At 61.0% G+C, this 26,444-nt stretch carries 21 protein-coding genes and 3 pseudogenes; 4 read left to right on the plus strand and 20 right to left on the minus strand.

Annotation, left to right across the window (positions count from 1 at the left end; all coding sequences use genetic code 11):
• Nucleotides 1-166: 166 nt before the first annotated feature.
• The 3 genes from D3872_RS18770 to D3872_RS25770 are packed head-to-tail and all read right to left on the minus strand — an operon-like array spanning nt 167 to nt 2,584.
• Nucleotides 167-760 carry a response regulator transcription factor gene (locus D3872_RS18770; RefSeq protein ID WP_119812246.1) on the minus strand — a complete coding sequence of 198 codons (594 nt, stop codon included), beginning with the start codon at nt 758-760 and terminating at the stop codon, nt 167-169.
• Nucleotides 757-1,272, minus strand: a complete 516-nt coding sequence (locus D3872_RS18775; protein WP_119812247.1) for a sensor histidine kinase — start codon at nt 1,270-1,272, stop codon at nt 757-759. Before D3872_RS18775 ends, D3872_RS18770 begins: the two co-directional genes overlap by 4 nt.
• On the minus strand, nt 1,193-2,584 hold the full coding sequence (locus tag D3872_RS25770) for a hypothetical protein (protein WP_182915857.1): 1,392 nt from the start codon (nt 2,582-2,584) through the stop codon (nt 1,193-1,195). The genes D3872_RS18775 and D3872_RS25770 overlap by 80 nt, the downstream gene beginning before the upstream one ends.
• A gap of 140 nt (nt 2,585-2,724) precedes the next feature.
• On the opposite strand from D3872_RS25770, the gene D3872_RS18785 reads away from it, so the two are divergent.
• Nucleotides 2,725-4,488, plus strand: a complete 1,764-nt coding sequence (locus tag D3872_RS18785; protein WP_119812249.1) for an arylsulfatase — start codon at nt 2,725-2,727, stop codon at nt 4,486-4,488.
• Nucleotides 4,485-5,480, plus strand: coding sequence for a formylglycine-generating enzyme family protein (locus tag D3872_RS18790; RefSeq protein ID WP_119812250.1), 996 nt, complete (start codon nt 4,485-4,487; stop codon nt 5,478-5,480). Before D3872_RS18785 ends, D3872_RS18790 begins: the two co-directional genes overlap by 4 nt.
• 248 nt (nt 5,481-5,728) lie before the next feature.
• Here D3872_RS18790 and D3872_RS18795 read toward each other — a convergent pair whose 3' ends face one another.
• A complete protein-coding gene (locus D3872_RS18795; RefSeq protein ID WP_119812251.1) occupies nt 5,729-7,180 on the minus strand; it encodes a 4-hydroxyphenylacetate 3-hydroxylase N-terminal domain-containing protein in 1,452 nt (483 codons plus the stop codon).
• Between the two features lie 569 nt (nt 7,181-7,749).
• On the opposite strand from D3872_RS18795, the gene D3872_RS18800 reads away from it, so the two are divergent.
• Nucleotides 7,750-9,342: a GMC family oxidoreductase gene (locus tag D3872_RS18800; RefSeq protein WP_119812252.1), complete on the plus strand. Its 1,593-nt coding sequence runs from the start codon at nt 7,750-7,752 to the stop codon at nt 9,340-9,342.
• Between the two features lie 268 nt (nt 9,343-9,610).
• Here the strand turns inward: D3872_RS18800 and istB are convergent, their stop codons facing one another.
• The 8 genes and pseudogenes from istB to D3872_RS18835 all read right to left on the minus strand — a co-directional run bounded on the left by istB (nt 9,611) and on the right by D3872_RS18835 (nt 16,465).
• Nucleotides 9,611-10,378, minus strand: a complete 768-nt coding sequence (gene istB, locus D3872_RS18805; protein ID WP_119812253.1) for an IS21-like element helper ATPase IstB — start codon at nt 10,376-10,378, stop codon at nt 9,611-9,613.
• Nucleotides 10,379-10,389: 11 nt separating this feature from the next.
• A pseudogene (locus D3872_RS18810) lies at nt 10,390-11,310 on the minus strand (Mu transposase domain-containing protein); the annotation flags it as partial.
• Nucleotides 11,311-11,406: 96 nt separating this feature from the next.
• On the minus strand, nt 11,407-11,754 hold the full coding sequence (locus D3872_RS27135; protein ID WP_274381740.1) for a tyrosine-type recombinase/integrase: 348 nt from the start codon (nt 11,752-11,754) through the stop codon (nt 11,407-11,409).
• Nucleotides 11,751-12,413 carry a tyrosine-type recombinase/integrase gene (locus tag D3872_RS18815; protein ID WP_274381741.1) on the minus strand — a complete coding sequence of 221 codons (663 nt, stop codon included), beginning with the start codon at nt 12,411-12,413 and terminating at the stop codon, nt 11,751-11,753. The genes D3872_RS27135 and D3872_RS18815 overlap by 4 nt, the downstream gene beginning before the upstream one ends.
• Nucleotides 12,413-13,783, minus strand: a complete 1,371-nt coding sequence (locus D3872_RS18820; protein ID WP_229459271.1) for a tyrosine-type recombinase/integrase — start codon at nt 13,781-13,783, stop codon at nt 12,413-12,415. Before D3872_RS18820 ends, D3872_RS18815 begins: the two co-directional genes overlap by 1 nt.
• Nucleotides 13,780-15,030 (minus strand): site-specific integrase, encoded by a 1,251-nt coding sequence (locus tag D3872_RS18825; protein ID WP_182915769.1) that lies wholly within the window; start codon nt 15,028-15,030, stop codon nt 13,780-13,782. The genes D3872_RS18820 and D3872_RS18825 overlap by 4 nt, the downstream gene beginning before the upstream one ends.
• Nucleotides 15,031-15,187: 157 nt before the next feature.
• Nucleotides 15,188-15,797, minus strand: a pseudogene (locus tag D3872_RS18830) (IS21 family transposase); the annotation flags it as partial.
• Between the two features lie 167 nt (nt 15,798-15,964).
• Nucleotides 15,965-16,465: a hypothetical protein gene (locus tag D3872_RS18835; RefSeq protein ID WP_119812254.1), complete on the minus strand. Its 501-nt coding sequence runs from the start codon at nt 16,463-16,465 to the stop codon at nt 15,965-15,967.
• A 119-nt stretch (nt 16,466-16,584) separates the two neighbouring features.
• Here D3872_RS18835 and D3872_RS18840 point away from each other — a divergent pair, with 119 nt between their 5' ends.
• Nucleotides 16,585-17,631: an RNA-guided endonuclease InsQ/TnpB family protein gene (locus D3872_RS18840; protein WP_119812255.1), complete on the plus strand. Its 1,047-nt coding sequence runs from the start codon at nt 16,585-16,587 to the stop codon at nt 17,629-17,631.
• An 18-nt stretch (nt 17,632-17,649) separates the two neighbouring features.
• Here D3872_RS18840 and D3872_RS18845 read toward each other — a convergent pair whose 3' ends face one another.
• The 8 genes and pseudogenes from D3872_RS18845 to D3872_RS26085 all read right to left on the minus strand — a co-directional run.
• A complete protein-coding gene (locus tag D3872_RS18845) occupies nt 17,650-19,107 on the minus strand; it encodes a coniferyl aldehyde dehydrogenase (protein ID WP_220476965.1) in 1,458 nt (485 codons plus the stop codon).
• Between the two features lie 424 nt (nt 19,108-19,531).
• Nucleotides 19,532-20,467, minus strand: a complete 936-nt coding sequence (locus tag D3872_RS18850; RefSeq protein ID WP_220476964.1) for a formylglycine-generating enzyme family protein — start codon at nt 20,465-20,467, stop codon at nt 19,532-19,534.
• Between the two features lie 20 nt (nt 20,468-20,487).
• Nucleotides 20,488-22,758: an arylsulfatase gene (locus D3872_RS18855; protein WP_119812257.1), complete on the minus strand. Its 2,271-nt coding sequence runs from the start codon at nt 22,756-22,758 to the stop codon at nt 20,488-20,490.
• Nucleotides 22,759-23,044: 286 nt separating this feature from the next.
• Nucleotides 23,045-23,926, minus strand: coding sequence for an alpha/beta hydrolase (locus D3872_RS18860; RefSeq protein WP_119812258.1), 882 nt, complete (start codon nt 23,924-23,926; stop codon nt 23,045-23,047).
• 450 nt (nt 23,927-24,376) lie between these two features.
• Nucleotides 24,377-24,661 (minus strand): hypothetical protein, encoded by a 285-nt coding sequence (locus D3872_RS25320; protein WP_147373927.1) that lies wholly within the window; start codon nt 24,659-24,661, stop codon nt 24,377-24,379.
• Between the two features lie 129 nt (nt 24,662-24,790).
• On the minus strand, nt 24,791-25,393 hold the full coding sequence (locus D3872_RS18865; RefSeq protein ID WP_119812259.1) for an ArsR family transcriptional regulator: 603 nt from the start codon (nt 25,391-25,393) through the stop codon (nt 24,791-24,793).
• A gap of 107 nt (nt 25,394-25,500) precedes the next feature.
• On the minus strand, nt 25,501-26,022 hold the full coding sequence (locus D3872_RS18870) for a c-type cytochrome (RefSeq protein ID WP_119812260.1): 522 nt from the start codon (nt 26,020-26,022) through the stop codon (nt 25,501-25,503).
• Nucleotides 26,023-26,045: 23 nt separating this feature from the next.
• Nucleotides 26,046-26,444: pseudogene (locus tag D3872_RS26085) on the minus strand (hypothetical protein); the annotation flags it as partial.

Here is a 26,444-nt window from a genome sequence, read left to right on the forward strand (position 1 = left end):
ACCGCGGAGACCCTACATGCAAGCTCAAGCAAACTTGCGCTAGCTCGCCTCTTTTGCACCGGCGGCGGCCGCTCTGGCGGCCGGCAACAGCGTGATGCTGAAGCCCAGCGATTTGACGCCGCCTGTCGACACTGCAGTCCACCCCAAGCGATCGTTTCAGCGGCGCTCAGGCTTGATCGAGCATGCGCGCCAGCTCCACGGCCGAGCGTATCTCCAGCTTTTTCATGATCCGACCGCGGTGCGCTTTGACGGTGCGCTCGGTGGTGCCAAGCGCGGCTGCGACCTGCTTGTTCAGGCAGCCTTTGGCGAGCAGCAGCGCCACCTCGCGCTCACGGATGCTGAGCCGCGCCAACTGCTGTTCGCGTGCATGGCGCAGCGCCTCCTCGGCTTGGGACTGGGCCCCGCGCGCCAGCGCGCGAGCTATGGCCTCGCTTAGGGCGGCGCGGCCAACCGGCTTGGTCAGAAAATCCTCCGCGCCGGCCTTGATCGCCCGCACGCTCATCTGGATGTCGCCCTGCCCGGTGATGAAGATCACCGGCATGTGGTTTACGTGCGCCACCAGGCCCGCCTGTAAATCCAGGCCTGACAGGCCGGGCATATGCACATCGAGCAGCAGGCAGCCGGCCGCGGGCGCGGGCGCCGCGAGAAAGGCCTGGGCGCTCTCATATTCCTGGACCGTATGCCCGAGCGCGCGCAGCAAGCCCGCCAGCGCGCTGCGGAAACCCAGGTCGTCGTCGACCAGGTGCAGGACCGGCGTCATGGGGACGGCGCCGCAGCACTTGGCAGGCTGAAGCGAAACAACGCGCCGCCGCAGGCCGGCTGTTCCACCTCGAGCGTGCCGCCATGGCGTTCCAGGATGCTTCGGCTGATCGACAGGCCGACCCCCAGGCCATCCGGTTTGGTGCTGAAAAACGGCTCGAACAGGCGCTCAGCCACAATCCCCGACAAGCCAGGCCCGCAGTCGGAGACACACACGTCGGCCCCGCCGGCGGCGTTGCGCGCGCTGCGGATAGTCACCCTGCGCTGTTCCGGCGCCATCTGCTGCAGCGCGTCGAGCGCGTTCAGGACCAGATTCAGCGTGACCTGCTGGATCTGCACGCCGTCGGCCACCACCTCGGGTACCGTGTCGCACAATTGCAGCCGCAATTCGGTGTCGCGCATGTGTACTTCCACCCGCAGGATGCGCGCCACCTCATGCAGCAGTGGGTTGAGCGCCAGCCGCTGTGGCTGGCCGGCGTTGTTGGCGATCCAGGCGCGCAGCCGGACCAGCACGGCTGCGGCACGCAGGTTGTCTTCGCGGATGGCCGCGATCAGTGCGCGCAATTCGTGGTGCGAAGGTCGGGGCGAATCGAGCAGCAGTTCGGCGGTCTCGGCGTAGCTGAGGATGGCGCCGAGCGGTTGGTTGATTTCGTGCGCCAGCGCCGCCGACAGTGCGCCAACCGCGCCGATTCGGTCCAACCGTGCCAGTTCGCCCAAGTGTTGGCGGGCTCGCCGCTCGGCGCTCCAGCAGTAGCGCGCCGATCAGGATGCTCTGGATCGCCAGCACCAGGGCCGTGATCAACACCACGCCCCGATAGGCCTCCCACAGGCCGGGTGGCTGAAACAGCACTTCGCTGCCGGCTGGCAGCGCAGCGCTGGCGATCCCGGCGCGCTGCAGTGCGCGCCAATCGAACTGCAGGCGTGGCGCGCTGTGCGGTTCGAACCCGATCCGCTCGGGTGGAACCCCGTCCAGCAGCCGGTTCAATTGCGAGGCGACGTCGCGCGCATAGGTCGTCGGCGAACTAACCCAGCCGCCGATGGCGCCGGCCCCGACCAGGGTGGTGGCGTCGGCGAAGATCGGCGCCTGCGTCACCGGCGCCAGCACGCGCACCATGTCGTAGGACGTCATCACGGCCGAGGTGCGGGTCGTAGCGGGCGCGGCGAAGTACAGTGCCGTGTCAGGCGGCAGTTGCAGGACGCGCCGCACCAGCACTTCCGGCTCCAGGCCGCTCAGGTCGATCAGCCCGGCACGCTGCAGCCATGGCTGCAATCCGGCGCGCCAGTTCCGCCGGATCGGGTCGTGGTCGAGGCCAGCGCTAATGACCGCGATATGTCGCGTTTTTGGCAACAGGGCGAACATCAGCGCCAGGTTGCCCGCAACATGATCGTGTTTCAGCAAGCCGGTCACGCGCGGCACCTGTGCCAGCGCCGCGGCGTGGACCGGATCGAGCTCCGGCGCGACCACTGCCGCCAGCGGCCACAGGCGGTCGCGCAGGGCGAGCGCGATCGGCAGCTGATCGGGAAACAGCGGGATGATCGCGTCATACGCAGTCCCGGCGTACTTTTCGGTGAGCCAGTGCGGCAGTGGCGCGTCCGTGCCAACCGGTGGCTGCTGCAGGGCTTCAAGATGGAGTTCGGCGTGTGCATGCTTGCGCAGCAGCTCGCCGCGCAAGGCCTCGCCAAGCTGCAGCGTCCAGGGCGCAGTGGCGCCGCCAGGCACCAGCACCAGCACCTTGGCCGGCGCCGCGCAGCTGCCCCATCGCGCGCTGCTGCACAGAGCGATCAGCAGCAACAGGCGGTACGCGGGTCGGGACAAGAAAGTCATGGCGTCGTAGCGGCGTTACGGGGAACAAATAAGCTGAGGGTACGACAGCTGGAGCCAGGCCGCTAGTGTACCTAGTGACACTAGCCGCTCACCGCGTTTGTGTCGATTATTGGGCTTCACACATAATAACGGAGATAAGCATGCACTGGAAGACCTCGGCATTCCTGGCAACGAGTTGCGCCATCAGTTTGGGCCTGGCAGGCTGCGGCGCAGACAGCACGCCGCCCGCCGCGCGGCCGAATATCCTGATGATCCTGGCCGACGATCTCGGATATTCCGACATCGGCGCCTACGGCGGCGAAATCAGTACCCCCAACCTGGACGCACTGGCTGCTTCCGGGCGCCTGCTCACCAACTACCACACCGGCTCGACCTGCTCGCCGACGCGCGCGATGCTGATGTCGGGCACCGACCATCACCGCGCCGGACTCGGTTCGATGGCCGAAGCGGTCGCCGTGCTGGTAGCCCGCGGCGTCGCTCCCTACGGAGCCGCGAATACCTACAATTTCGACACACTGCCGGATGGCTATGAGGGCTACCTGAATGACCGCTCGCTGTCGATGGCACAGCTGCTGCGCGACGCCGGCTACCACACCTATATGGCGGGCAAGTGGCACCTCGCCAGCATGCCGAGCGCCGCGCCGCTGGCGAGCGGCGGCAGTCCGTGGGTGTACCGGCCGGCCTCCTACCCCAACGCCAAGGGGTTTGAACGTTCATTCGTCCAGTTACAGGGAGCCGGTTCGCATTTCGCCGCTGTGCCGGGCCGGCCGACGGTTGCCGACCTTGGTTCGGTCCACCAGGAGGACGGCCAGCCAGCCACCTTGGCGCCGGATTTCTACTCCTCGACGACCTATACCGACAAGCTGATTGCCTACATCGATAGCAACAAGGCCGATGGCAAGCCGTTCTTTGCGTATGCCGCCTACACGGCGCCGCATTGGCCGCTGCAAGCGCCCGACGCCGACATTGCCAAATACGCGGGCAAGTATGACGAGGGCTATGAAGTGGTGCGGGCGCGGCGCCTGGCCAGGCAGAAGGCGCTGGGCCTGGTGCCCGCCGATTTCAACGCCAGTCCCGGCCTCGATGACGTAACTGGCCGTCCGCGCTGGAGCAGCCTGACGGCGGCGCAGCGGGCAGCGGAAGCACGCAAGATGGAGGTGTACGCGGCGATGGTGGAAAACCTCGACCGCAACATCGGCCGCCTGATCCAGCACCTGAAGCAAATCGGCGCCTACGACAACACGCTGATCGTATTCACCTCCGACAATGGCGCCGAAGGCTCAGCCAGCCAGTTCGCCAACAATGCCAACGTCGACAACTCGCTCGCCAACATCGGCCGGCCCCTTTCCAACGTGACGTATGGCGAGCGCTGGGCAGAAGTCAGCGCGACGCCATTTCGTTTGTGGAAAGGGTTCTCGACGGAAGGCGGCGTTAGCGCGCCAATGATCGTGCGCATGCCCGGCCAGGCCGCAGGCCGCAAAGCCCTTAGCGACCTTACCCATGTCAAAGACCTGCTGCCGACCTTCCTGGCTGCGGCCGGCATCCCCGACCCCGGCGCGAGCTACCAGGGGAAGGCCGTCAATCCGATTACCGGCCTGTCGCTGCTGCCGCGGCTGGACGAAAAGGAAAGCGCCGACATCCGTGCAGGCCAAGTGCTGGCCGACGAGCTGTTCGGCGGACGCTACGTGATTCGCGACCAGTGGAAGATGGTATCGGTGCATCCGCCTTTCGGCGACAACAGCTGGGCCTTGTACGATCTGCGCAGCGACCGTGGCGAGACCCGCAATGTGATCGCCGAGCAGCCGGAGATCGCGGCTCGCCTGACCCAGGACTACGATGCATGGGCGAAGCGCGCCGGCGTGGTATGGCTACCGGTGGCCAGCGGCCGTGCTCCAGCGCCATGAGCAGGCCCACCATAAGCGTGACGATCACGCTGGCTGCCGGCGCTGGGCTGGCTGCCTACACGCTGCTGGCCACGCCGGCCGCGCCACCCGCACCGCCCGCGATTGAGTTGGGGAACGGCGCCGCGTGCGCCGCCTATTCCGGCCTGCCACCTGGGTGGGGGAGCGATCGACATGCTGGAATGCAGCGCCTGCCGGGCGGCCGGTTCGTGCTGGGCGCTGTCGACGGCTATGCCGAAGAGCGGCCAGTGCGCGAAGTGACCACCGCGTCGTTCTGGATCGACCGCACCGAAGTGACGAACGCCCAGTTTGACGCGTTCGTGCGTGCCACCGGCTATGTGACCGAGGGTGAACGCAACGGCAGCGGCGCCGTGTTTCGCGCCCCGCTTGCCGAACGCGGCCAGGAGGCGGCCTATGGCAGCTGGTGGCACGCGGTGAACGGCGCCGACTGGCGCCATCCGGAAGGGCCGGACAGTACGCTGCGGGGACGGGAAAACCAGCCGGTGGTGCAGCTGACCCGTGCCGATGCCTCCGCCTATGCGCAGTGGCTGGGCCGCAGTCTGCCCACCGAGGCGCAATGGGAGTATGCGGCCAAGGCCGGAGGACAGGGCGAACGGATTGAACGCGGCCCGCGCGACCAGCATGGCAGGCCGAGCGCGAATTTTTGGCAGGGCCCGTTCCCCTACATGAATTCGCGCGAGGACGGCTACCCCGACCGGGCACCGGTTGGCTGCTACCCGGCCAACGGCTTCGGCCTGTACGATATGATCGGCAATGCGTGGGAATGGACGTCTGACCCGTGGCACGGCAGCCACCAGCCGCACGGCAGCGGGGCGCCGGCGGCGGTCTCGGGCGAGGAGGGGCTGATCAAGGGCGGGTCCTTCCTGTGTGCCAGCAACTTCTGCGTGCGGTACCGGGCCGCGGCGCGCCATCCGCACGATATCCGGCTTGGCGCGGTCCACGTCGGGTTCCGTACCGTATCTGTCGCTCCGTGACTATCCGCAGCCGCTCTACCGTGAAATTGTGAGGGCGGCTGTGGAAGCCAGGCTTGGCGTAGCAATATGTCAGAGGCGGTTGGCAGGAGCGCGTGACTCCCACCCGCATTCGATCAGGAAATCCAGATTGTTGCCCGGTACATCTTCAGGATTGCTCCCACACCGCAGTCCGGAACATCCACACCCAGGTACGACGGAACCGGACGTGCGAAGCGATTCGGCGTTCGCCGTCGTCCCGAGGTGGATCCTCAACGCGCAACTGATTTCAGAAACTCGTTGACCGGACCTTCGTTCGAAGATGCCTTGGCCATCTGTACCTGCATATGATCCGTAGACATCGCCCTGAAACTGCTTCCGAGATAGAACCGTTCGTACAGCGCATTCCTGCTGCCAAGTCCCGAGCCGACGAAGTCCCAAGCGGTGCGGAAAATTCGGGCGCGATCCTGTGCGGACCGCCCACCGGCACCGGGCATGTACTGCTCGACCAGAGCGGCCAGCTTCGGATTGCGGAACGCCGACAGCGATGGCGTGGCCAACAAATTGTGCGAACCCAGGTTGATGAGGATCTCATTGGCGCGCACCATCCAGATCGGCAGCATGGCGCGCGTTGCCCGAATGGCGGCGTCATCCATGAACCACGTACCATTGCCCCATTCACGCGCCAGCGCTTCTCCGGCATCAATCGATGCTCGTGTCAGCCTGGCGTATTCAAGCAATTCTCCCAACGCGTGCGCCACTTCAGGCCGCTTCACAGCGTTCATGGTTTCAGCCATTTGACATCCGAGGTCGTAAGCGAACTCCAGCTTCACCGCCGCTCGCAGATTGGTCTGCTGCGCAATGTTGGAAAGCCATCCAGACCGAATCAGCCCGTTGTAAGCTGCGATATCTCCATCAATGAACAATCGTTCATATGGAATCTCCACGTCGTCGAAGATGACGAACGTGTCCTGTTCGTCAAAGCGCGACGAGAACGGCCGGTCCTCTTCAGTACCCACGCCGTAGTGATCGCGACAGATCTGCACCAGCCCCTTGGTTCCCACCGGAATGGAGAACATCAGCGCGCACGCAGGATCGGCGTGCGGCGGCAGCGGAGCAGACGGATAGACGAACATCTCGTCCGCGAACGGGCCGAGCGTCGCAAGCACTTTTGCGCCCCTCACGATCACGCCGGTGTCGGTGCGGCGCACCACCCGGAGCGCGAGGTCCGCGTTCATCCCGCTCAGCTCGTCGACGCTTCGATCGATAGCCGGTTGTACGATGCAGTGCGTCAGGGCGAGGTCGCCGCTTACGACTTCCCGGTAGAACCGCTTCAGCCGGCGGGCCGGCTCGGGATCTCCGCTGCTCGAGAGGACATCGGAACGCCCCACGTAACCTGCCAGGGTGACATTTACATAGTCGGGGGTGCGTCCCATCATACCGACCGAGTAACGTGCCAGCCTTTCAAAGCAGCGGTGGCGGATGGCGAGATCCCCCCTCGATTTTGGCACCAGCAGGCTGGCACTCATCGCCTCGCCGGTTTCGGGATCCACCGTCACGCAATCGTCTGCATACTGATGCTGCCAATCGAAATAGCCGGCAAGCCCGCGTAGCGAGCCGGAAAAGCTCGGTTCATTCAGTGGTGACACCTCGCGGTCGCCTAACCAGACGCTCCGTTTGTCGTCGAGGCCCTTCAAATATTCACTGCCAGTTCTTACAGTCATCTCAGTCTCCTGGTTTCTAAGCCGCCATCCGACGCTATCCCAGCGTCATTGCGTGAGAAGAATTATGGCGGCTGTGTTGCCACCCGGCTTTGCCAGAATGGAAGCTCGGGTGACTGCATTGGAAGTTCATAAGCAGCCGGCTCACCCACCTCGCGATGCCGGTCCGCTTCCTTTCAGAATTAAACTCTGAGGATGTCGGACCTTCAACTGAACCAGCCGCCGTCTGCTGTCGCATACAGGAAACCTGAAGAAAAGCATCGGAAATAGCCGGAAATCCTCAGGAAAGCTATTTGAAAGCCTCAAAACAGAGGATATCAAAGCAATTGACCAGCCGAACTATAACGACTACTATGAGGACATCATACTTATATTTCGGAGACCCTCCCATGCACGCTCAAGCAAACCTGCGCTAGCCCGCACCGGTCGACTGCTGCGCTTCCGGTGATCGCAGCCTCCCTTTGACGCCAACCAAGGCTCCGATCGCCATTTTCTCAATGCCAGCCTCACCTGGTCCAACGCCAGGGCGGAGGCGAAATTCGCCGTGCACGCGGCAACTGTAGAAAGATCTTATGTCCGATTACATCATCATAGGTGCCGGGTCCGCTGGTTGTATCCTGGCAAATCGTTTGAGTAGCGATCCTGCTGTGCGGGTCACTTTGATTGAGGCCGGAGGCAAGGACCGCAATCTTATGTATCGAATGCCCGCCGGATATTTTGAGCTGATGAAGTCCGGCATGGGCAACTGGAACTTTGAAACGGTGCCGCAACCGGGGCTGAATGGCCGGACCATGTATGTCCCGCGCGGAAAAGTCCTGGGCGGGTCCAGTTCGATTAATGGCATGGCTGTTTCTTGGGGCAATCCCGGCGACTATGACCACTGGGAAGACCTCGGCAACCAGGGCTGGTCATTCCGTGACTGCTTGCCATATTTTAAGCGGGTAGAAAGTTTCGCTGAAGGCGACGAGGAGTTTCGTGGACGAACAGGGCCAGTGGGGATCACCCTGACCAAAAGAACGGAGATGAATCAAATCTCCAGGAGTTGGGTCCAGGCGGCCGTCGAGGCTGGTCATCACTTCAACGAGGACTACAACGCCAGGACGCCAGAAGGCATTGCCCTAATGCAAGGAAATTATGCCAACGGCCTGCGCCAAAGTACCGCGCATTCGTACTTAAGGCCGGCGATGTCCCGCCCAAACCTGACAATTATCAGCAATGCGCTCGTATCCAGGATTGTCATAAAAGAAGGGCGCGCGGTCGGCGTCGAGTACTTCGACCGTACGGGACTCCGTTTCTGCGAAGCGACTCGAGAGGTCATTCTTTCAGGCGGCGCAATCAATTCGCCGCAGCTGCTACAGCTATCGGGGATCGGCAATCCCGACGATATCAAACCGCACGGGCTAGCCGTCAAGCATGAGTTACCTGGCGTGGGCCGCAATTTGCGCGATCACCTTTCAATTTCACTCAAGCAAAAAATAACCAAACCCTATTCGGTCCTGAAAAGCCTCGGACCAATTGGCATGGCTTCCTCTTTTGCAAAATACCTGTTGTTCCGATCGGGTCCAGCCGCTACAAATGGACTGGAGACCTGGGCGCATGTAAAAACGCAGGCCAGCCTTGAGTATCCAGATATACAGATGTATTGCCTTCCCCTGATGTTTTCCAATCATGGTCGCGACCTTATCCGCGACGAAGGCTTCATGGCGAGTGTCACGGCGAGCCGTCCGATCAGCTCCGGCACCGTCAAGATCGCCAGTGCCGATCCGACATCGGCACCAGCCATCGATCCCAATTATCTTGCCGATCCCGACGATCTCCGGGTCCTGCGCGACGGCCTTCGGATTGCACGCGACATCATCTCACAAAAGCCTTTCGACGCATTCCGCGGTCTGGAGCTCGCGCCAGGCAAGCAGGCCACTACCGATGTGGAACTGGATCAGTACATTCGACAGAACGCCTTGTCCATCTATCATCCGGTCGGCACCTGCAAAATGGGAAATGACGACAACGCGGTAGTCGATACCTCACTCCGTGTTCGCGGCCTGGATGGTTTGAGGGTAATTGATGCGTCGATCATGCCGAACATACCAAGCGGCAATACCAATTTCCCGGTCATGATGCTCGCCGAAAAAGGAGCCGAAATGATCATCAAGAGTCAAAAGTAGGAACACCCCCTCCTCCGCCTGTGACAGACGGGGGACGCGGCGAGGCCGCTGCCGGGCTTTTACGATGCACTGCCGGGCCGCGATCCCGCGTTCAAGATGCTCCGCCAACCCGGCGCTCGGCAATCAAGCCCTTTTCCTGGTTTGGTTTTGCCTCAGGATGAAGCGCGGCGCCGAACTGCGTATTCCGGTCAACGTGACCGCTGATTCCGGTCTATCGTGACCGCTGCGCATTCGATGATGTTACGCGTTCAAATTGTAAGGGCTGCGGTCACGATAGGTCGATATTTTTCTCCTTTTTAGTGTTTTTAGGTCGCTGGGCACGCAGCGAGTCCCCGGTCAGCGTGAAGCGATGGTTGCGCTGCATGACGCGGTCCAAGATGGCGTCGGCGATGGTGGCGTCGCCGATCCAGGCATGCCAGTGTTCGACCGGCAGCTGACTGGTGATGATCGTCGCTTTGCTGCCGGCCCGGTCGTCAATGATCTCGAGCAGATCGGAACGCGTCATGCTGTCGATCGAGCCCATTGCCCAGTCGTCCAGCACAAGGACATCAGTCTTGGCCAGTTGGAGCAGCCATTTGCCGAAGGCACCGCTGCCGTGCCGGATGCGCAGTTCTTCCTGCAAGCGGGGTACACGCTGGTAGAACGCGCTGTAGCCACGTCGGCAGGCGTACTGCGCCAGCGCGCAGGCCAGCCACGACTTGCCGGCGCCGGTGGGGCCGGTGATCAGGACACTGTGACCAGCGCTGACCCACTCGCCCAGGGCAAGGCTCATCACCTCGCGGCGGTCGATGCCGCGCCCTGATCTTGCATCGATATCTTCAATTGCAGCTTGCCCGTACTTGAGGTGCGCGTTCTTCAGCAGCCGCACCAGCTTGCGGTCGTTGCGCGCGTGGACCTCGCGGTCGATCAACAACGCCACGCGTTCTTCGAAGCTCAACGCGGCCATGCCAGGTTGTGCCAGTTGTTCTTCCAGGCCGGCCGCCAGGCCGTCCAGTTTCAGTGAGCGCAGTTGCGCCAAGGTTGTGTGCATCATCATCTCGTCATTCCTCATTGGTAGTAGCCAGGTCCGCGGACATGGACATGGTCGGGGCTAACCCAATCGCCAGCGGTGGTCGGCGCGCTCTGGTCGCGGTTGTTGGTAAGGATGTCGCGTACGTGGCGGTACTGGCAGGCGCCGATCTGCAGGGCCAGCATGCACGCCGCCTCAAGCCGTACCTTGCCGTAGCGCTTAGCCAGCGACAGCAGGCCAAGGCAGGCGCGGTAGCCATGCTCCGGATGCTTGTTCTCGGCCATCAGCCGCGTCACCGCCTCGGCCGTCGCCGGGCCGATGCTTTTCCCCCAGTGGATCAGCCGCGTCGGCGTCCACTCCATGTGAGCGCGATGCGCGGCAGGCATGTGCGTGGTCGTCGTGGTGAAGCCGCCTTGGCGGCTGTTGCGGGCATGGCTGGCGACGCGCTGTCCCCTGTGCATCAGCTCCACCACTGCGGTCGTGATACGTGCCTCGAGCACCTGCCCGACCAGCGAGTGCGGTACGCTGTAGCGGTGGCGCTCGACCTCGACGTGGTAGTCGATGTGCACCTTGACCGTCTTGAAGTGCGCCATCTCGTAACGCTGTAGCGGCAGCGGTAGCAAGGCTGGTGCATCGATCTCGGCGAAGGTGCTGGCGCGGCTGCCTGGCAGTTTCTGGAACAGCTTTTCGTTGAGCCGTGTGAGCAACGGCGCCATAGCCTGATTGACCTCGTGCACGCTGTCGAACTGCTGGTGACGCAGGCGCGCCATGATCCAGCGCTCGACGATCTGCACCGCCGATTCGGCCTTGGCCTTGTCTTGCGGGTGGCGCGGACGGGCCGGCAGGATTGAAGTGCCGTAGTGGCGCGCGAAGTCGAGCACCGTGTCGTTGCTGCGCGGTTCGTAGCGGTTGGCGTCGGTGATCATCGCCTTTGGATTGTCCGGCACGATCAGCTGCGGTTATCAGCAGGACCGAATAATGTGAAGGAGTCCCAATCTTGCCTTGCCTGACCGGCGTTGACGGCGATTCTCCTTCACATTATTTCATGGCATTGATTAGAGCGAATCGAGCCAGGCGAGCAAGTGTTCGTCACGCTTCCACCGCGGAGGCTTGCTAACTGTTTTTGAACCATGATCGAGCTGCTCTAGCGCCGCCCGCTTGGTGTCCAGATTGGCCTGGGCGTAGTGATTGGTCGTATCGAGGCTGACATGCCCCAACCAGCTTCGAATCACAGTGACATCCACGCCGGCAGCGATCAGGTGGACAGCGGCCGCGTGCCGAAAGCTGTGTGGGGTTACGTTCTTTGACGACAGCGTCGGGACGGCCTGCGCGGCGGCATTGACATACTGCGCCAATTTAAAGCGTATTCCAGAAGAGCCGAGGGTAACGCCGTAACGGTTCACAAACAGGGTTCATCATCGGCACGTGGCTGCCGTCGAAGAAGTGCTTTAAGTAAAGCGATAGTTTCCGGCCAAAGTGGACAGATGCGTTCCTTGCGCCCTTTGCCGAACAGGCGCACGCACGCAGGCGCATCAAAGCGTATCGCACCTGGACAAACATCAAGCGCCTCCTGAATGCGCGCGCCAGTGTTATACAGGAAGGACAGCAGGGCATGGTCACGCTGCCCCTCGATGCACGTTCGATCAGGCTGGGCCAGAATTGCCGCCACCTCATTCGATTCGAGATAGCATGGGGCGGGTATGGGAGCCTTCTTTGTCGGGATGCGCAGCACATCGGCACACTGCGCGGCAGCAGGCGGCTCTCGCTCCGCCACGAAAGAGAAGAAGCTGCGCAACGCAGCGAGCCGGCAGTTGCGTGTGCCGATCGAGACATGGCGTTCTTGCTCGCTATGTTTCAGAAAGGCAGTCACGTCGTCGGCGGTAAGTTCAGCCAGGATGAGCTGCGCCACGGTCCGTTTGTGACAGGCGGCGGTATGACGCAGAAACAACCGCCACGTGTCGCGGTAGGATCGAACCGTATTGACGGAGACATTACGTTGCTCGACCAGTCGTTCGTAAAAGAAGGCGCGCAGCAATCCTGGTAATGGATCGATCGGTCTCATCACCGTTCTCCTTCATCTGCATGCAGGTTGTGCGCTCCGAAAGCACGGAACCGCCCACTCGCCTGCTGCAGCAGTTCTTGCGTGATCGTCAGGTAAACCAGCGTCGAGTTGATGTCCTTGTGACCCAGATAGGTGGCGAGGTAAGGCAGCCGCGTTTGAGGATTGATTCCTTCGCGGTACCATGTGAGCATTCGGTTGACGACGAAGGCGTGCCGAAGATCGTGGATACGCGGTCCTACGCGTCCCGTTTCAGGCTTCATGCCGGCGAAACGCAGCACGCGAACCAGCAGCTTCTCGGTCATCACATGTGAGTAGCGTCCCGCATGTTGTTCGTGCCAGAACAGTCCGGACGAGCCATGCTGTGGTGCCCCAGCCATCCGCCTCGCGTCAAGGTATTCGCCAAGTGCGGCAAGAGCGCTGTGGGTCAGTGGCAGCGTTCTCGATTTGAAGAACTTGGTGTCGCGAATGGCGATCTCGCCGTCTTTCAGATTGACGTCACCCAGATCTAGGTGCACGATTTCACTGACCCGGAGTCCAGCGCAATAGGCAAGAACAAGCATCGTGTATAGCGTGAGTGGGCGGAGCGTCGCGCGCGGGGACGGAAACTGGAGGGCGACATCCAGCAGATGTCGGATTTCTTCCGGGGTGTAGATGTACGGCTGCCGCCGCTGCCGTTCGACCTGACATTTCAGACGCCGATCCGGACTGGGCATGACAATGGTCGGATCGACACGACGCCAAGCTTTGGCGAGATTGCGCCCGAGTTCATCGCATTCCCATGCATGTTCGAGTGTGGGGTTCGCGATTGCCCATTGCCGCAACAAGATCGCCAGTGGCTGCCCTGTCAAATCCAATCGCCCTTGAAGGAACCGATCAAAGCGCAGAAAGCGCGCCGCTTGCGTGTCATAGCGCTCGCCGAGCGCTTGCATGAGTTCAATGTGATGGCGCATGAGATCACCAAGGAAACTTGCGAAATGCGGCTGTGGACGTAGCATTTCGAGCGCCTCTTCGGGCTTGGGCGCCAGCAGCGCCCGAACAACCGGCATTGACGTTCGCTGGCCGTAGCGGACTCTAAGTTGAAACAGAGGGTTGGCTGGAATCGTCCCCTCGTTCGCGAGGAAATCAAGGAACCGGTCGACGATGCGTGTTCGATGGAGCACAAGATGCATCGGCCATTGCGTTGCACGATCATGCAGCCATGCTTCTATTGTCAGTTGCCTTACCGGGGATTCACATTTGTGCTTGATGACGAAGCGCTGAAAGCCGACGAGAATGCATCGGTAAACAATGATAGTGCGAGGGCGGCGCACTTGTAGTTGCTGTAAATGACGATTGATGCTGTCATCATCTGTGCCTGGCCAGGTTCTCATGAACGATTCTCCCATCCGGGTATTTCCAAGGCCACGGCACGTAAATCTGCAGTGGCGAGCTTGAGGTATGCTCTTGTTGAGAGCGATGATCGATGTCCCAACAGGTCGCCAATAATCTTCGGCGACACTGCGGCACGAAGCAGACTAATGGCGCGTGCGTGTCGGAACGTATGCGGCCCCCGTTTGCCGGCCGGCTGCACACCGGCCTCTTCTAGCCGGTCGCGGATCACCGAATAAAGACTGGATCCGCTGCTAAAGCCTTGGTAGGGAGCCCAGGCGCGGATGAATATTTCACGGGTATCCGTTTTTGGGCGCGCTCGCAAATATGCAAGCAGCGCCTCTCCTACGGCAGGCAACAGCGGCAAGACCGTTTGGGCATTGGTCTTGGTATGGCGCACCAAGACCGTGTCGGTACGCCAATCGATATCGTCCAACCGAAGATGCGTGACTTCTCCTGCGCGCAGTCCGTACGCCGACAGAATCGTCAAGATGGCATAGTCGCGCAGTCCTTTCGATGAACGATCCTTGCCGGTCGTATTCAGGACAGTGCTTATTTCGTCTGGACGCAACACCGAGGGAATTCCCTCGTCGGCATAGATTGTCGGAGCAAGTACGCAAGACGCGAAATTGCGGGTGGTTCTGCCCGTGGCATGCGCAAAGCGCATGAAGCAGCGCAAGCGCTGCGAGACGCCCTTGCGCGTAACGCGTCGTAATGAAGGGGCTCGGACTCGAAGGTAGTCATCGATGTCGTCGACGGTCATTTCAGACAGACTATCGGTGTGTGTGCGCTCCGCATACCAAGTCAGGAATCGCTTCCCTTCGGCGAAAAGGTCGCCGGTCGTTTCTGCTGCCAGCCCGCGCACTTCACGGAGCCATCGCGCAAATTCCGTCAGAATTTGCGCGAAAGCGTCACTTGTACAAGTCGCCAAATCACTGGGCGGCCACGTCCCTCTGACGAATCGTAGAAAATGGTTGATGCCGCTGGTGTGCGAGGAGCGCCAACTATCAAAGGTTATTGGCGCATGGCCATGGTTGCGACCGAAGCGCTTCAATTCACATTTCACGTACATCGTTACGTGCAACGGTTGCGCGGATTCGACAAGGATGGCTCGCTTCTTCAAATAACGAAGGAACTTGCCGGCGACTGCAAGGTAGCGCTCCACGTGAACTGAGCTATATCTTTCTTTCGCCAGGTGTTCCGCGAATTGCGCCAGCAGTTTCGCGTGACTCGATTGATGATCCGACATGATGTGTCCCCTTGGACAGTTGATCGTCTTCCAAGGATTGCACTCTCAAAAATAATGTGAAGGAGAATCGCCGTCAACGCCGGTCAGGCAAGGCAAGATTGGGACTCCTTCACATTATTCGGTCCTGCTGATAACCGCAGTTATCACCAGCTGGTGATAACTGCGGCACGCCGCCGATGAAGGCCAGCGCACGCGCAGTGGACTCGAGCCAGTCCTTCATCGTTTCACTTGGCGTCGCGCAGGCGAAGGTGTAGCTTGAAGCGCCCAAGGCAGCGACAAAGATGTGGGCACGGCTTCCATCGGTCAGCGCGATGGTGGGGCCGGCGTAATCGATGAACAGCTTCTCGCCGGCCCGGTGCACCTGGCGCATCGAGCGCTTGAGCTGCCTGGCGAAGCGGCGGTAGTTTTCGCAGAACTGGGAGTAGCTGTAGGTCTGCACATCCGCGTAGTCAGCGCGGTGTTCTTCCCACAACAGCATCAGCGTCATGCCCTTGCGGCGCAGCTCCTGATGCAGGCGGCCGTAGTCAGGCTGCACGTGATCGCGTGGCTGCTCGGGAGCGGCCAGCAGGCGCCGCTCCAGGGCCGCCTCGTCCAGCCCCTGGACCATCGTCCAATCCAAGCCTGCGGCGGCGGCGAGGCCAACATACTTGGTGACGACACCCTTGGAAATCCCCAGCGCGGCGGCGATCTGCTGGTGGGACATCTTGGCGTCCAACTTCAAACGCAATACGTCTTTTATTACGCATATTGATCCTTGATACCGGCACGCTGTCTCCAGACAAAAAGCTGGCAGCGTACTCGGTTGGTTGCTATATGCGTAACATCACTTCTGCTCTGTACGACGCCATTCCGGTATCGTGACCGCTGATTCCGGCATCGTGACCGCCGATTCCGGTGGCGGCCGAAATCGGTCACGATAGACCGGAATAGGTGGTCACGATAGACCGGAATACCCACCGAACAGTGCCGCCACCAGGGAATCCCGCCGCACCGGCCGCCGATCGCTGCGAATGGCAGCTTGAACCTCGTGGGCCGGCACGTGGAAATAGTAGCCGGCGCCTGCCCCGCCCGCACTCAGCTGAGCCAGGCGTCGACGCTGCACGAGCGGAATTTCATGGGGCCACACACCGGCTGATCGCATCAGGTCGCCGGGGGTGCGCCGGAACGGTTCACACAGCCTGTACGGATGCTCACGGCGCCGGCCCGCCGCACGGCCGATGTCCGACGCCACTTCGAGAATGCCGATACGGCGCAGGTGCTTGACGCGGTGCTTCGCCACGCTCGACGCGCACCCGAACAGCTCGGCGATCTCGTTCAGATAGATCGTGCCGCCAGCCAGCGATTCAATTAGCACGCGCGTTAACTCCAGCCGGCGCGCAATCGATGGCAGCATCCCCGGCGCCGGGACATCGTCGCGCGCGCCCGCCGTGTTCATCAGATTTGCTCCGAGAAACCTCGTCCCTCAGGACGGGGACCGAAAGGAGCCGACTGCGCAGCAGTCGATGCCTTGGCTTTTAGAGTGGAACCATGGTCGACCATTGCTGTCGAACGTGGATGAAACTGGTTTACCGCTACCGCGTCAAGTCGCTGACTGGCTTGCTGAACAAGCAGGCCCGGGCAGTCAACTTCGTCTGGAACTACTGCAACGACAGGCAAAAGGACGCGTTGCGTTTCGGTCGCCGCTGGCATGCCGGTTTCGACTTGATCAAGCTCACCACTGGTTGCAGCAAGGAGCTTGGCCTTCACTCGGGTACGGTCAACGATGTATGCCAGCAGTACGCAAGGTCGCGCTTCCAGGCGCGCCGGCCCTACCTTCGCTATCGGGGCAGGAAGTCCATGGGTTGGGTGCCGTTGAAAGGACGTGAACTGAAACGCGAAGGCAATGCCTTCCGCTTTGCCGGCAATACCTTCCGCGTGTTCCATTCGCGCGCGCTTCCCGAGGGAAAAATCACCGATGGGACCAACTTCTCGCGCGACCGGCGCGGCAACTGGTTCCTGAATATCGTCCTTGAAGTACAGGAGCCGCCTGCCCGCTTGCCGGTGCGCGGTGTCGGAATCGACCTTGGCCTGAAAGACCTGGCGACACTGAGCGACGGCAGCCGCATCGCGGCGCCGCACATCTACCGTGCCAGCGAGGCGGCACTGGCGGTGGCCCAGCGCGCCCGCAAGAAAAAGAGGGTTGCGGCGCTCCATGCAAAGATTGCCAATCGCCGCCGCCATTACCTGCACACCTGCACCAGCGAGATTGTCGGCGCATTCGACTACATCGTGGTTGGCAATATCAATGCTTCCGCGCTCGCCAAAACCAGCATGGCGAAGTCCGTCTACGATGTCGGCTGGTCGTCCTTCCGCACACAACTGGCGTACAAGGCCGTTAAGCATGGCGCCTGGTTTGAAGAAGTGAACGAAAGCTTTACCACCCAGATCTGCTCGAATTGCGGCGCTGTTCCCGATTCGCGGCCGAAAGGTATCGCAGACCTTGGAATAAGAGAATGGCGTTGCTGTGATTGCGGAGCGGTACATGATCGTGATCTCAATGCTGCGTCAAACATTCTCCGTCGCGGACGTGCGACGCTAGCTGTAGGAATCCCCGACCTTTAGGTCGGGGAGGACGTCAAGTCACAGCAGCGCTTTCAGCGTGTCCAACAGGCGCTCGACCGGGCGGCCGTATGGCGCCCGGAAGATGCCGAAGCTATTCCAGCGTGCCTGGATGAACACCGGCTTTTCCTTGCTGAAGGTGCGGAAGCCGTGTTCGCCGTGATACCCGCCCATCCCGCTGGCGCCCACACCGCCGAACGGCAGGTTCTCCTGCGCCACATGCCATATCGTGTCATTGACGGTCACGCCACCGGCGATGGTTTCATTCAGCACGCGCTCCCGCTCTGCGCTCGAGCGGCCAAACCAGTACAGCGCGAGCGGACGCTCGCCCCGGTTGATGTACGCCAGCGCGTCGTCCAGCGTGTCGTACGCGATCACTGGCAGGAGCGGGCCGAAAATCTCCTCGCGCATCAGGTCCATGCCGTCGTGCGCACCGAGCACCAGGACCGGCGACAGCTTGCGGCCGCATGCGCCGCTGCCATCCTGCGGCGCCAGCGGCACGACCCGCGCGCCCTTGTCCCGGGCGTCGGCGAGCAGGCGCAGCAGGCGTTCGTGGTGGCGCGGCGTGGCGATGCTGGTGTAGTCCGGGTTGTCCGCCACCGACGGATACATCGCCGCCACCGCCTGCTGCATCGCTTGCACGAATTCGGGCACGCGTTCGCGTTGCACCAGCGCATAGTCGGGCGCCACGCAGGTCTGGCCGGCATTGAGCAGCTTGCCGTACGCGAGACGCGGCGCCGCTTCGTCAAGCTTGCAATCGGCGCCGATAATGGCCGGCGATTTGCCCCCCAATTCCAAGGTCACAGGGGTCAGATTGCGCGCCGCCGCTTGCGCCACGATGCGGCCCACGCTGGTGGAGCCAGTGAAGAACAGGTGGTCGAACGGCAGCGCCGAAAATGCTGCGCCAACCTCGGCGCCGCCCGTCACCACCGTCATCTCATGGGCGGCGAAGCTCTGTTCCACCAGTTCACGCAGCAGTGCCGACAGGCGCGGCGTCAAATCGCTGGGCTTGAGCATCACGCTGTTGCCGGCCGCCAGAGCCGCCGCCGCCGGCGTAAAAGCCAGCTGGAACGGATAATTCCAGGGGGCGATGATGCCGACCACCCCCAGCGGCTGGCGCAGCAGGCGGCTGCGGCCGGGCAGCATATGTATCGGCGTCGCCACGCGCCGCGGTTTCATCCAGCTGCGCAAATGGCGCATGTTCTGGCGGATCGTCGCCATGGTCGAGAAAATTTCGGCGATCTGCGTTTCGTGCGCCGAGCGATGGCCAAAATCGGCGCTGATCGCCTCGACGATGCGATGCTGGTGCTGCGCCGTCAGCGCCATAAGGCGGCGCAGCCGGTCCAGCCGCGTGGCGTACGGCGGCGTGCGGTCGGCCTCGCTGGCAGCCTTCAATACATCGAACGCGGCCCGCATGGGCGCAATGTCAGGGTGTACTGCGTGTACCGCGTCCTCGGTCGGCGCGGCGGTGTCTCGCATGTGCATGGTGTGCTTTCTGTCAGGGGGTAACGATAGTGCGGCTTAAGCTGGCAGAGATGCGGCCTGCTGCTCCGCAGCCATCAGCTTGGCCAGGATGCGGCGCGACTGTACTCCGCCCGCATCGATATCGGTTTGCATGAGAAATTCATCCACGACAGATTCATCGTATGGCCATATTCTGCATGCAAGAATCACCTATGTCAATTGGTAAGACATCCTTAGTTCATGATCATACAACGGAGGCATGGACGGCGTTTCCACCAGCCATAATCTTTTATTTGAGATAAGCCACCTATCACGACAGAAGCTTTATTGTGTTACATCCTCATTACTTGATTGTCACGACCCCGTGATCGGAAAACCCGACAGCGTTTTCGCACGCGATGAAAATGGAAGACGGACTGGCGCCTCCTCAACCCGGCCCTCAAGCACACGCCGGCACTACACACCGGAACCCGATGTGGGAAGTGGGGCTGTCAACGTCTTGCGCATAGCGCGCTGCAGGCCGGTAACGTTGACAGTAATTCGATGCGCACAGATGCGAGCCCCCCTTCAAGACCTTACGTCCGAAAAACACGCCAGGGATCTGGTTATCGCGATTGTCTGCCGCATTGTTGCTGTGTTGGCCAGGGGAAATACAGCATGCGCCAGTCTTTTTGGCTGAACGATCGACGTACCAGTCGTCGGTCCATTCCCATACGTTGCCGATCATGTCGTAAAGTCCAAATCCGTTGGGAGGAAACGAGCGGACCGGCGCCGTCCTGCTCCAGCCACTCTTCGCCCGGTTTTGCCAAGGAAACCGGCCCTGCCAATACTTAGCCTGGGGGACGCCCCCCGGCTCGAACTCATCACCCCACGCAAAAGCCGCGCGATCCAATCCCCCGCGTGCGGCAAATTCCCACTGCGCCTCCGTCGGAAGCTGCTTGCCGGCCCAGAGTGCAAAGGCGACAGCATCCGAGTGGGCGACGTGAACGACAGGATGGTCTTCCAAACCCCTCAGGTCACTGTCAGGCCCATGAGGGTGCCGCCAGTTGGTGCCGAACGAGAATGTCCACCATTGGAACGGGTCGCTCAACGGAACCGGCCCGGGAGGGCTTACGAACAGAGAAGATCCAGCCTGGAGCATCGCAGGATCAGCATCGGGATAATCACGCGAGTCCGGCGCGATCTCGGCCGTTGTGACGTGGCCGGTCTCCTCTATGAAGCGGGCGAACTGCCGGTTAGTCACCGGCGTCTCATCAATAAAGAAGGAGTCGACCGTCATACGACGCTGAGGAGCCTCCTCCGCGTAAGCATCGTCGCCCCCCATCCAGAAGGTGCCTCCGACTATCAGACGCATGCCTGCGGGAATGTCGTTCACTATGCGCCTGTGAGCGAGTCTCATTTGGTAATAACCACGCTCTCGACCGCACATTCGCAAGGCTCCGACGGAAGAGGAGCGTCGAGCAGCGTGCGCCCCACGAATGCCTCTCCACGAACGCGGATAAGACGCCCCACCTCCTTGCTGTCAACCTCCCGACCATCGGCGAACAGCGTCACGCGATACGGCGCCTTGGAACCCGAAAACCTTATGGTGAGCTCGTGCTTGCCTGGCGACAGCGGCACGCCGTTGAGCACAACTCTCTCACGGTCGCGTGCGGTAGGATCGTAGACGAAGACCGGCTTACCATCATCCAGCGTCAGCGACATGCTTCCAAACCGACCTCCCTGACCGAAGATCGGACCGTTGTCGCGCTTGCTTTTCAGATCGACTGTCGACACGCTCGTCCATCCAGGTGCGATGGATGGCCAGGCCATGACCGAATATCGTGTGTCGCCGGGATAGTACGTGAATTTTCCCGAGCTTGGCAGAACGCCTGGGCGCAAGCTGTGGTCGATGGCGCGCCCAAGCAGGTCCGACGAAAGTGGAAGGACGTGATAGCGCGTCGCCGCCGCATCGAAGTCTCTGCGCAGTTCCTCGAGCTTGCCGGGATTGCGTCCTGCAAGATTCGCTGTCTGCGCATAGTCCGTGTTCAAATCGTATAACTCCCAAGGAAATTGGTTGGGATCCGCTTTGGTAAATTTCCAGGGGCCGGCCGCGGGCGTTGTGCCAGCCCACCACCCGTCCTTATAGTAGCCGCGGTTTCCGAGCATCTCGAAATACTGCTCGCGGCGATGTGTCGGGGCCGATGGGTTATCGAATGTATAGACCATCGAGACACCATCGATCGGCTGTTGCTCCACGCCGTCGACCATCGCGGGCGGCTTGATGCCAGTCGCTTCGTAGATCGTCGGCGCGATGTCAATCAGATGATGGAATTGGCTCCGAATCGTTCCGGTCTGCTGGATCCGGTCAGGCCAGCTGATGACGAGACCGTCTCGCAGCCCACCGAGATGCGAGGCGATCTGTTTACCCCATGGAAAGGGGGTATTCAACGCCCAGCCCCAGCCCGCAGGGTATTGACCGGCAGTGTCACGGCTCCCTATCTTGTCCAGGTCAGGCATCATCTCCGCTACCGATGGGAAGCTGTTGGAAAAAGCGAGTCCTTCGTTTGTGATTCCAAAGAAGGTTTCAAGGCTTGAGCCATTGTCCCCTTGAACGAAAAGGATCAGCGTATTGTCGAGTTGGCCAGAGCGCCACAGATTTTCGATCACTCGACCAAGCTGGAAGTCCATGTAGGAGAGTTGCGCCGCTGCCGTCTCCATCATTCGGATATATAGACGCCGCTGGTCGGCGCCAAGGCTGTCCCACGCTGGAATGTCAGCAGGTCGTGGTGAGAGTATTGCGTTCGCCGGAATAACCCCCATCGCCTTCTGCCGCGCAAATATCTGCTCGCGCTGCTTGTCCCAGCCCGCATCGAATTTGCCGCGGAAACGCGCGATCCAGTCGGCCGGCGCTTGCTGTGGCGAGTGCATCGTTCCAGGTGCCAGGTACGCAAAAAATGGCCGTCGTGCATCGGCCGTGTGCTGAATGTTGATCCAATGGATCATGCGATCGGCAAGATCACGGTCAAGAAAATACTCGGGCGTGTTGGGTGGCTGAATCGCGTTGCGGTTTTCGGTCAATGTTGGCGAACGCTGATCCGTCATCGCCGCGTTGAAGCCATAAAAATAATCAAATCCCATCGCATTCGGCCAGTGGTCGAACGGCCCCATCGCGCCGAGCTCCCACTCCGGCGTGTTGTGGTTCTTGCCAAACCATGCCGTGTCGTAGCCAGCGTCGCGCAAAACCCTTCCGACGGTCGCGGCGCTTTTGGGAATGACCGAAATATAGCCTGGCTCGTCAAGGGAGACGTTGCTGATTGCACCGTAGCCGACGGCATGGTGGTTGCGCCCGGTAAGCAATGCCGCCCGCGATGGCGAGCACATCGCGGTGGTATGGAAAGTGTTATAGCGCAGGCCCCGGTCTGCAAGCGCATCAAAGGTCGGCGTGGGAATCGGACCACCAAACGTGCTGGTCGCGCCAAATCCGACATCGTCGGTCATGATGAGAAGAATGTTAGGCGCGCCCTTGGGTGGCAGCGCTCGCTCGGGATAGTAGCGCCAACGCGTCGACATTGCCGCCTGCGGAGGGCCGGCCTGTGCAATCGCCGCAGGAAGATGCAGCATCACCAGGGAGCTGAGCGTAATCAGTCGGGCCAGCCCCATGCGCGTCAGTGTATCCAGCATCATTGCGAATCTCCTCCCAAGCGGATTTTATAATAAATATACTTTATATAAAACTAGCGTATATTAGTTCCAGTTGCAACGGATAGTCACAAGTTTTCAACCAGTGGGCCGGAAGCCGCTTATCGTTATCCATGCCTTGCCCGCTGGTGTTCGCTTGCTGGTACATCCTGTCCGCGGTCCGGCCGAACATGCTCATTGAACGCCCCACGGTGGAAACTGAGCGGGGGTGCATCCGTATCGCCCATGTCGACAACTCGTCCAATGAAAATGGAGTGGTCGCCTGCTGGAATTACCCGGCCTGGTCGGTGACCCGGCGGACAAACTCGGCCAGGAGCGGCCCCACCGTGTCGTCCAGGCTGCCAAGCTGCTGCACGTTGGACAAATGATTGTGGCCACTCAGGTAGACCATTTCGGGCCAGCGGCCTGTCTGCTCCATCGCCGCGGCGACGACGCGCGCAGCCTGCTGCTGGAATTCCGCCGGGTCCAGCTCGGAAACCGTATACAGGCAGGCCCAGTCGCCCTGCAGAAGTGCCGAAAGGGTCGAACGCTCGGCAAACAGGCCTTCATCCGTGCCGAAGTAAAGTCGCTCGCGCTCGCTGTGCTGCAGCGTCAGCAGGTCATACAAGCCGCTCAGCAGGATGGCACCGGAAGGGCGCGGTTGCTGCTCCGAAGGCCAACGCGCAAGACAGCCGGCCACGTGCGCCGCACCGGCGGAATGCCCCATCAGCACCACGGCCGGGGCACCAACAGTCCAGGCATGTGCGTTCTCTTGCAGCCACTGGGTGGCCAGTGCCACATCGTCGGCGCCTGATGGCCAGACATGATCCGGCGCGAGCCGATAATTCATTGTCGCGGCAACCCAGCCTTGGGCCACCGCCCAGGCACCGATGTGGTTATAGAAAACATCGTCGGGACCGCCCTTGCTCCCCATGGTGAATCCGCCACCGTGCACGAACAGCAGCACAGGACGCACCTGCACCTCGCCGGCCGGCACGAAGACATCCATGCGATGACGCGCGTGCGGACCATAGCCCAGGTCGCGGAACACTGTGCACGAGTCCACGTGAGGACGCGGGGCATGTGGTGCCAGCAAGGCGGCTGTGGAGGTGATCAGTTGCGGGGAAATCTCCCGGCCAAGACGGGCCAGGGCTTGACGCAGATCGGTTTGCATGAGAAATTCGTCTCCAAGTAAATTCGTATTATGTCCTCATTTTGTATCCAAAACATATCAATCAATTAGTATTGACATCCTTATTTTTTAGATGTAAAAACCACAAACAAGAGGACATGTTGGTTTGTATTTATCTATAATAGTGCGTGAAAATTTTTTACTTAAATAATGCGATCTCCATATTTTAATTAGCGAAATGTGAGGGGGCGATTGCTCTTACCGAGAGTTCGAAGTCGACGGCATCCGGAGGCGAAGCCGGCCCTTCGGGGAGATGGCGGGAAGAAAAGGGGGCGCGGAGAGCCGCTGAAGGGTTGGCAATGCAGCTCGGCGTAATGGTGGCCCCGCCCGCATTTCACAGATGGAGAAACCCAGAATTCCGGGCCGCACCTGGACCGGCAGGCGCAGTTCATGCGCTATAGGGGCGTATCCGACGGACACGACCGATACCAGTTATTGTTGGAACAGGATGTCTCCAATCGAAGCGGTGGGAAACCGGCTCTGATAATCAGGATCGGCAACCGCATGTGGGCATGTGCGGGAGTCTTCTGAAGCAGATGTCGCTTCGGGAGAAGCCGCACATTCCGTGTGTGCCACGTCAGGCGCTTCGTGCAAGAAAAAGTCGGTAAAGAGCAAGAGATATGCCGACGTCGCGCCTAACGCAAGCCAAGGCAGTAAGCTTGCCAGAAGCTTGGGCCACGAGTTCATCATCAATAACCACGCGTGCGTATAAAACATGTCTCCTCCGTTCAACTGTCTACGAACTGCAATCTCTGGCGGATTGCTTTCGCGTTCGTCCAAGAAATCAGACTGGGCGCTTGATAAGCCCACTCCCCTGCTTTCGCAATACCTTCACACCTTCGAAGGTCACGCGAATACTGTAGCGGCACCGAATAGTGCCGCTACAAGTGGATCGCGACGCACGGGCTCATCGTCGATTCGAATCGGATGCTGGACGTCGTCAGCCATGATGTGAACACTCCGGCCGGCCGCTATCGCTACTTGCCCGCGTTTCCCACGTACCTTCCTTGCGATAACGCCGGCCTCGCGACTCGAGTTCTCCAAATTGTCGAAGAAGGCGCGGTTCCGCTCCGGATTGGACGACAACCGATAGGCCGGTTTGCACCCTTTGTGCGTGCCGCTGCGGTCGCGCACTGCGGTAACTAATCCGGCGCTACACAACTCCAGGACATAGACGCGGGCAGCGGACATCGAACTGTTGAGGAACTGAGCGACTTCGTCCAGCCGCATTTCCCGAACAGCCAGCTTGGCGATCAGCAACCGCATGTTCTCGATCCGACGCGCCGTCGAGGGCGATTGTCGGACAGCTGCCAGGGATGCATGCGCCCCCCCTGCCGTGCGCAGGTCCACGCCGGCAGGGTTGACGGCGTCGGTCAGCAACGCGACCGGCTCAATTGCGTCCAGAGGCAAAGTCGACTGAAGACAGGAATCGTGAGTTCGGGTATCCATGGCGAGTCATATCGTTTTACGCTTGAATTAGCGTTAGACCATCCCAACAAAGCAGCTTGTTATAGCTTGCACTTCCGTACTTGGTCGACTGGCCAAGTGATTCAACCTCAATGAACCCGCGCGGCCGGTTCGAGCCTGGCGCCCGCGCGCAACTTGTGCGCCTGGTCGATCAGGTATCCATGCAGCGCGCCGGCATCGTCGTCTTTCAGGACATCGGCGTACGAGGCCATGCCTCCGTATGAATAGGCCCCACGCAGTACGATCGCTTCGAATGCCTCATGGATCGCTGGCTGCATATCGAATAAGTTCGGAAAGCCTGATTGGCCTGGCCCTGTTCCTGCCCCGTGGCAGCGCACGCAGTGCGTCTTGAAAAGTTCGGCGCCACGCTGGATCTGGTCCGGTGTCAGCTTCGTCAGTGGCGGCAGTGGATTGGGTTCCTGCACTGCGCGTTTTTCCGGCAGCGGCGTGGCGGCGCCATCGAGGCGGAATACCAGCATCCGGCCGCGGTTCACATAGTCGTTTGCCGCCGCGCCTGGGGGATGCGAGGAGAGCACAAGACCGCCATAACCGGCAGCCACCGCCACATACTGGACCCCACCGACCGAGTATGTCATCGGAGCGGCCATCATGCCGGTTCCGGCGAAGATCTCTTTCAGCAGGGTGCCGTCGGTCGCACGGTAGATGCGCAGATGCCCGCTGGCGGTACCCTGGACACCAGGCCGCCGGCAGTGGCCAGTACGCCGCCATTCCACATCCCCGTGTTCGGAGCGCGCCAGACTTCCTTTTGCGCTACCGGATCCCAGGCCAGCAGGAATTCCTGGTAGCGCTGCGGTGGCTGGTCGATGGACAGTGCGGCGATTTCGGCGGCCGGCTTCGCCATCATGGGCGTATAGGTCGAACCGAAGTCCATCGTATCCGGGCGCGCGCGTAGCGCGGCTTGCTTTCGAATACGGTGGCGAAATCGACCACCGGAATATAAACGAGCTTGCTCTGCCGGCTGAACGCCATCGGCATCCAGTTGTGTCCGCCAAGCGGTGACGGGTAGATCAAC

It is taken from the genome of Massilia cavernae (assembly GCF_003590855.1).
Lineage (GTDB): Bacteria > Pseudomonadota > Gammaproteobacteria > Burkholderiales > Burkholderiaceae_D > Telluria_A > Telluria_A cavernae.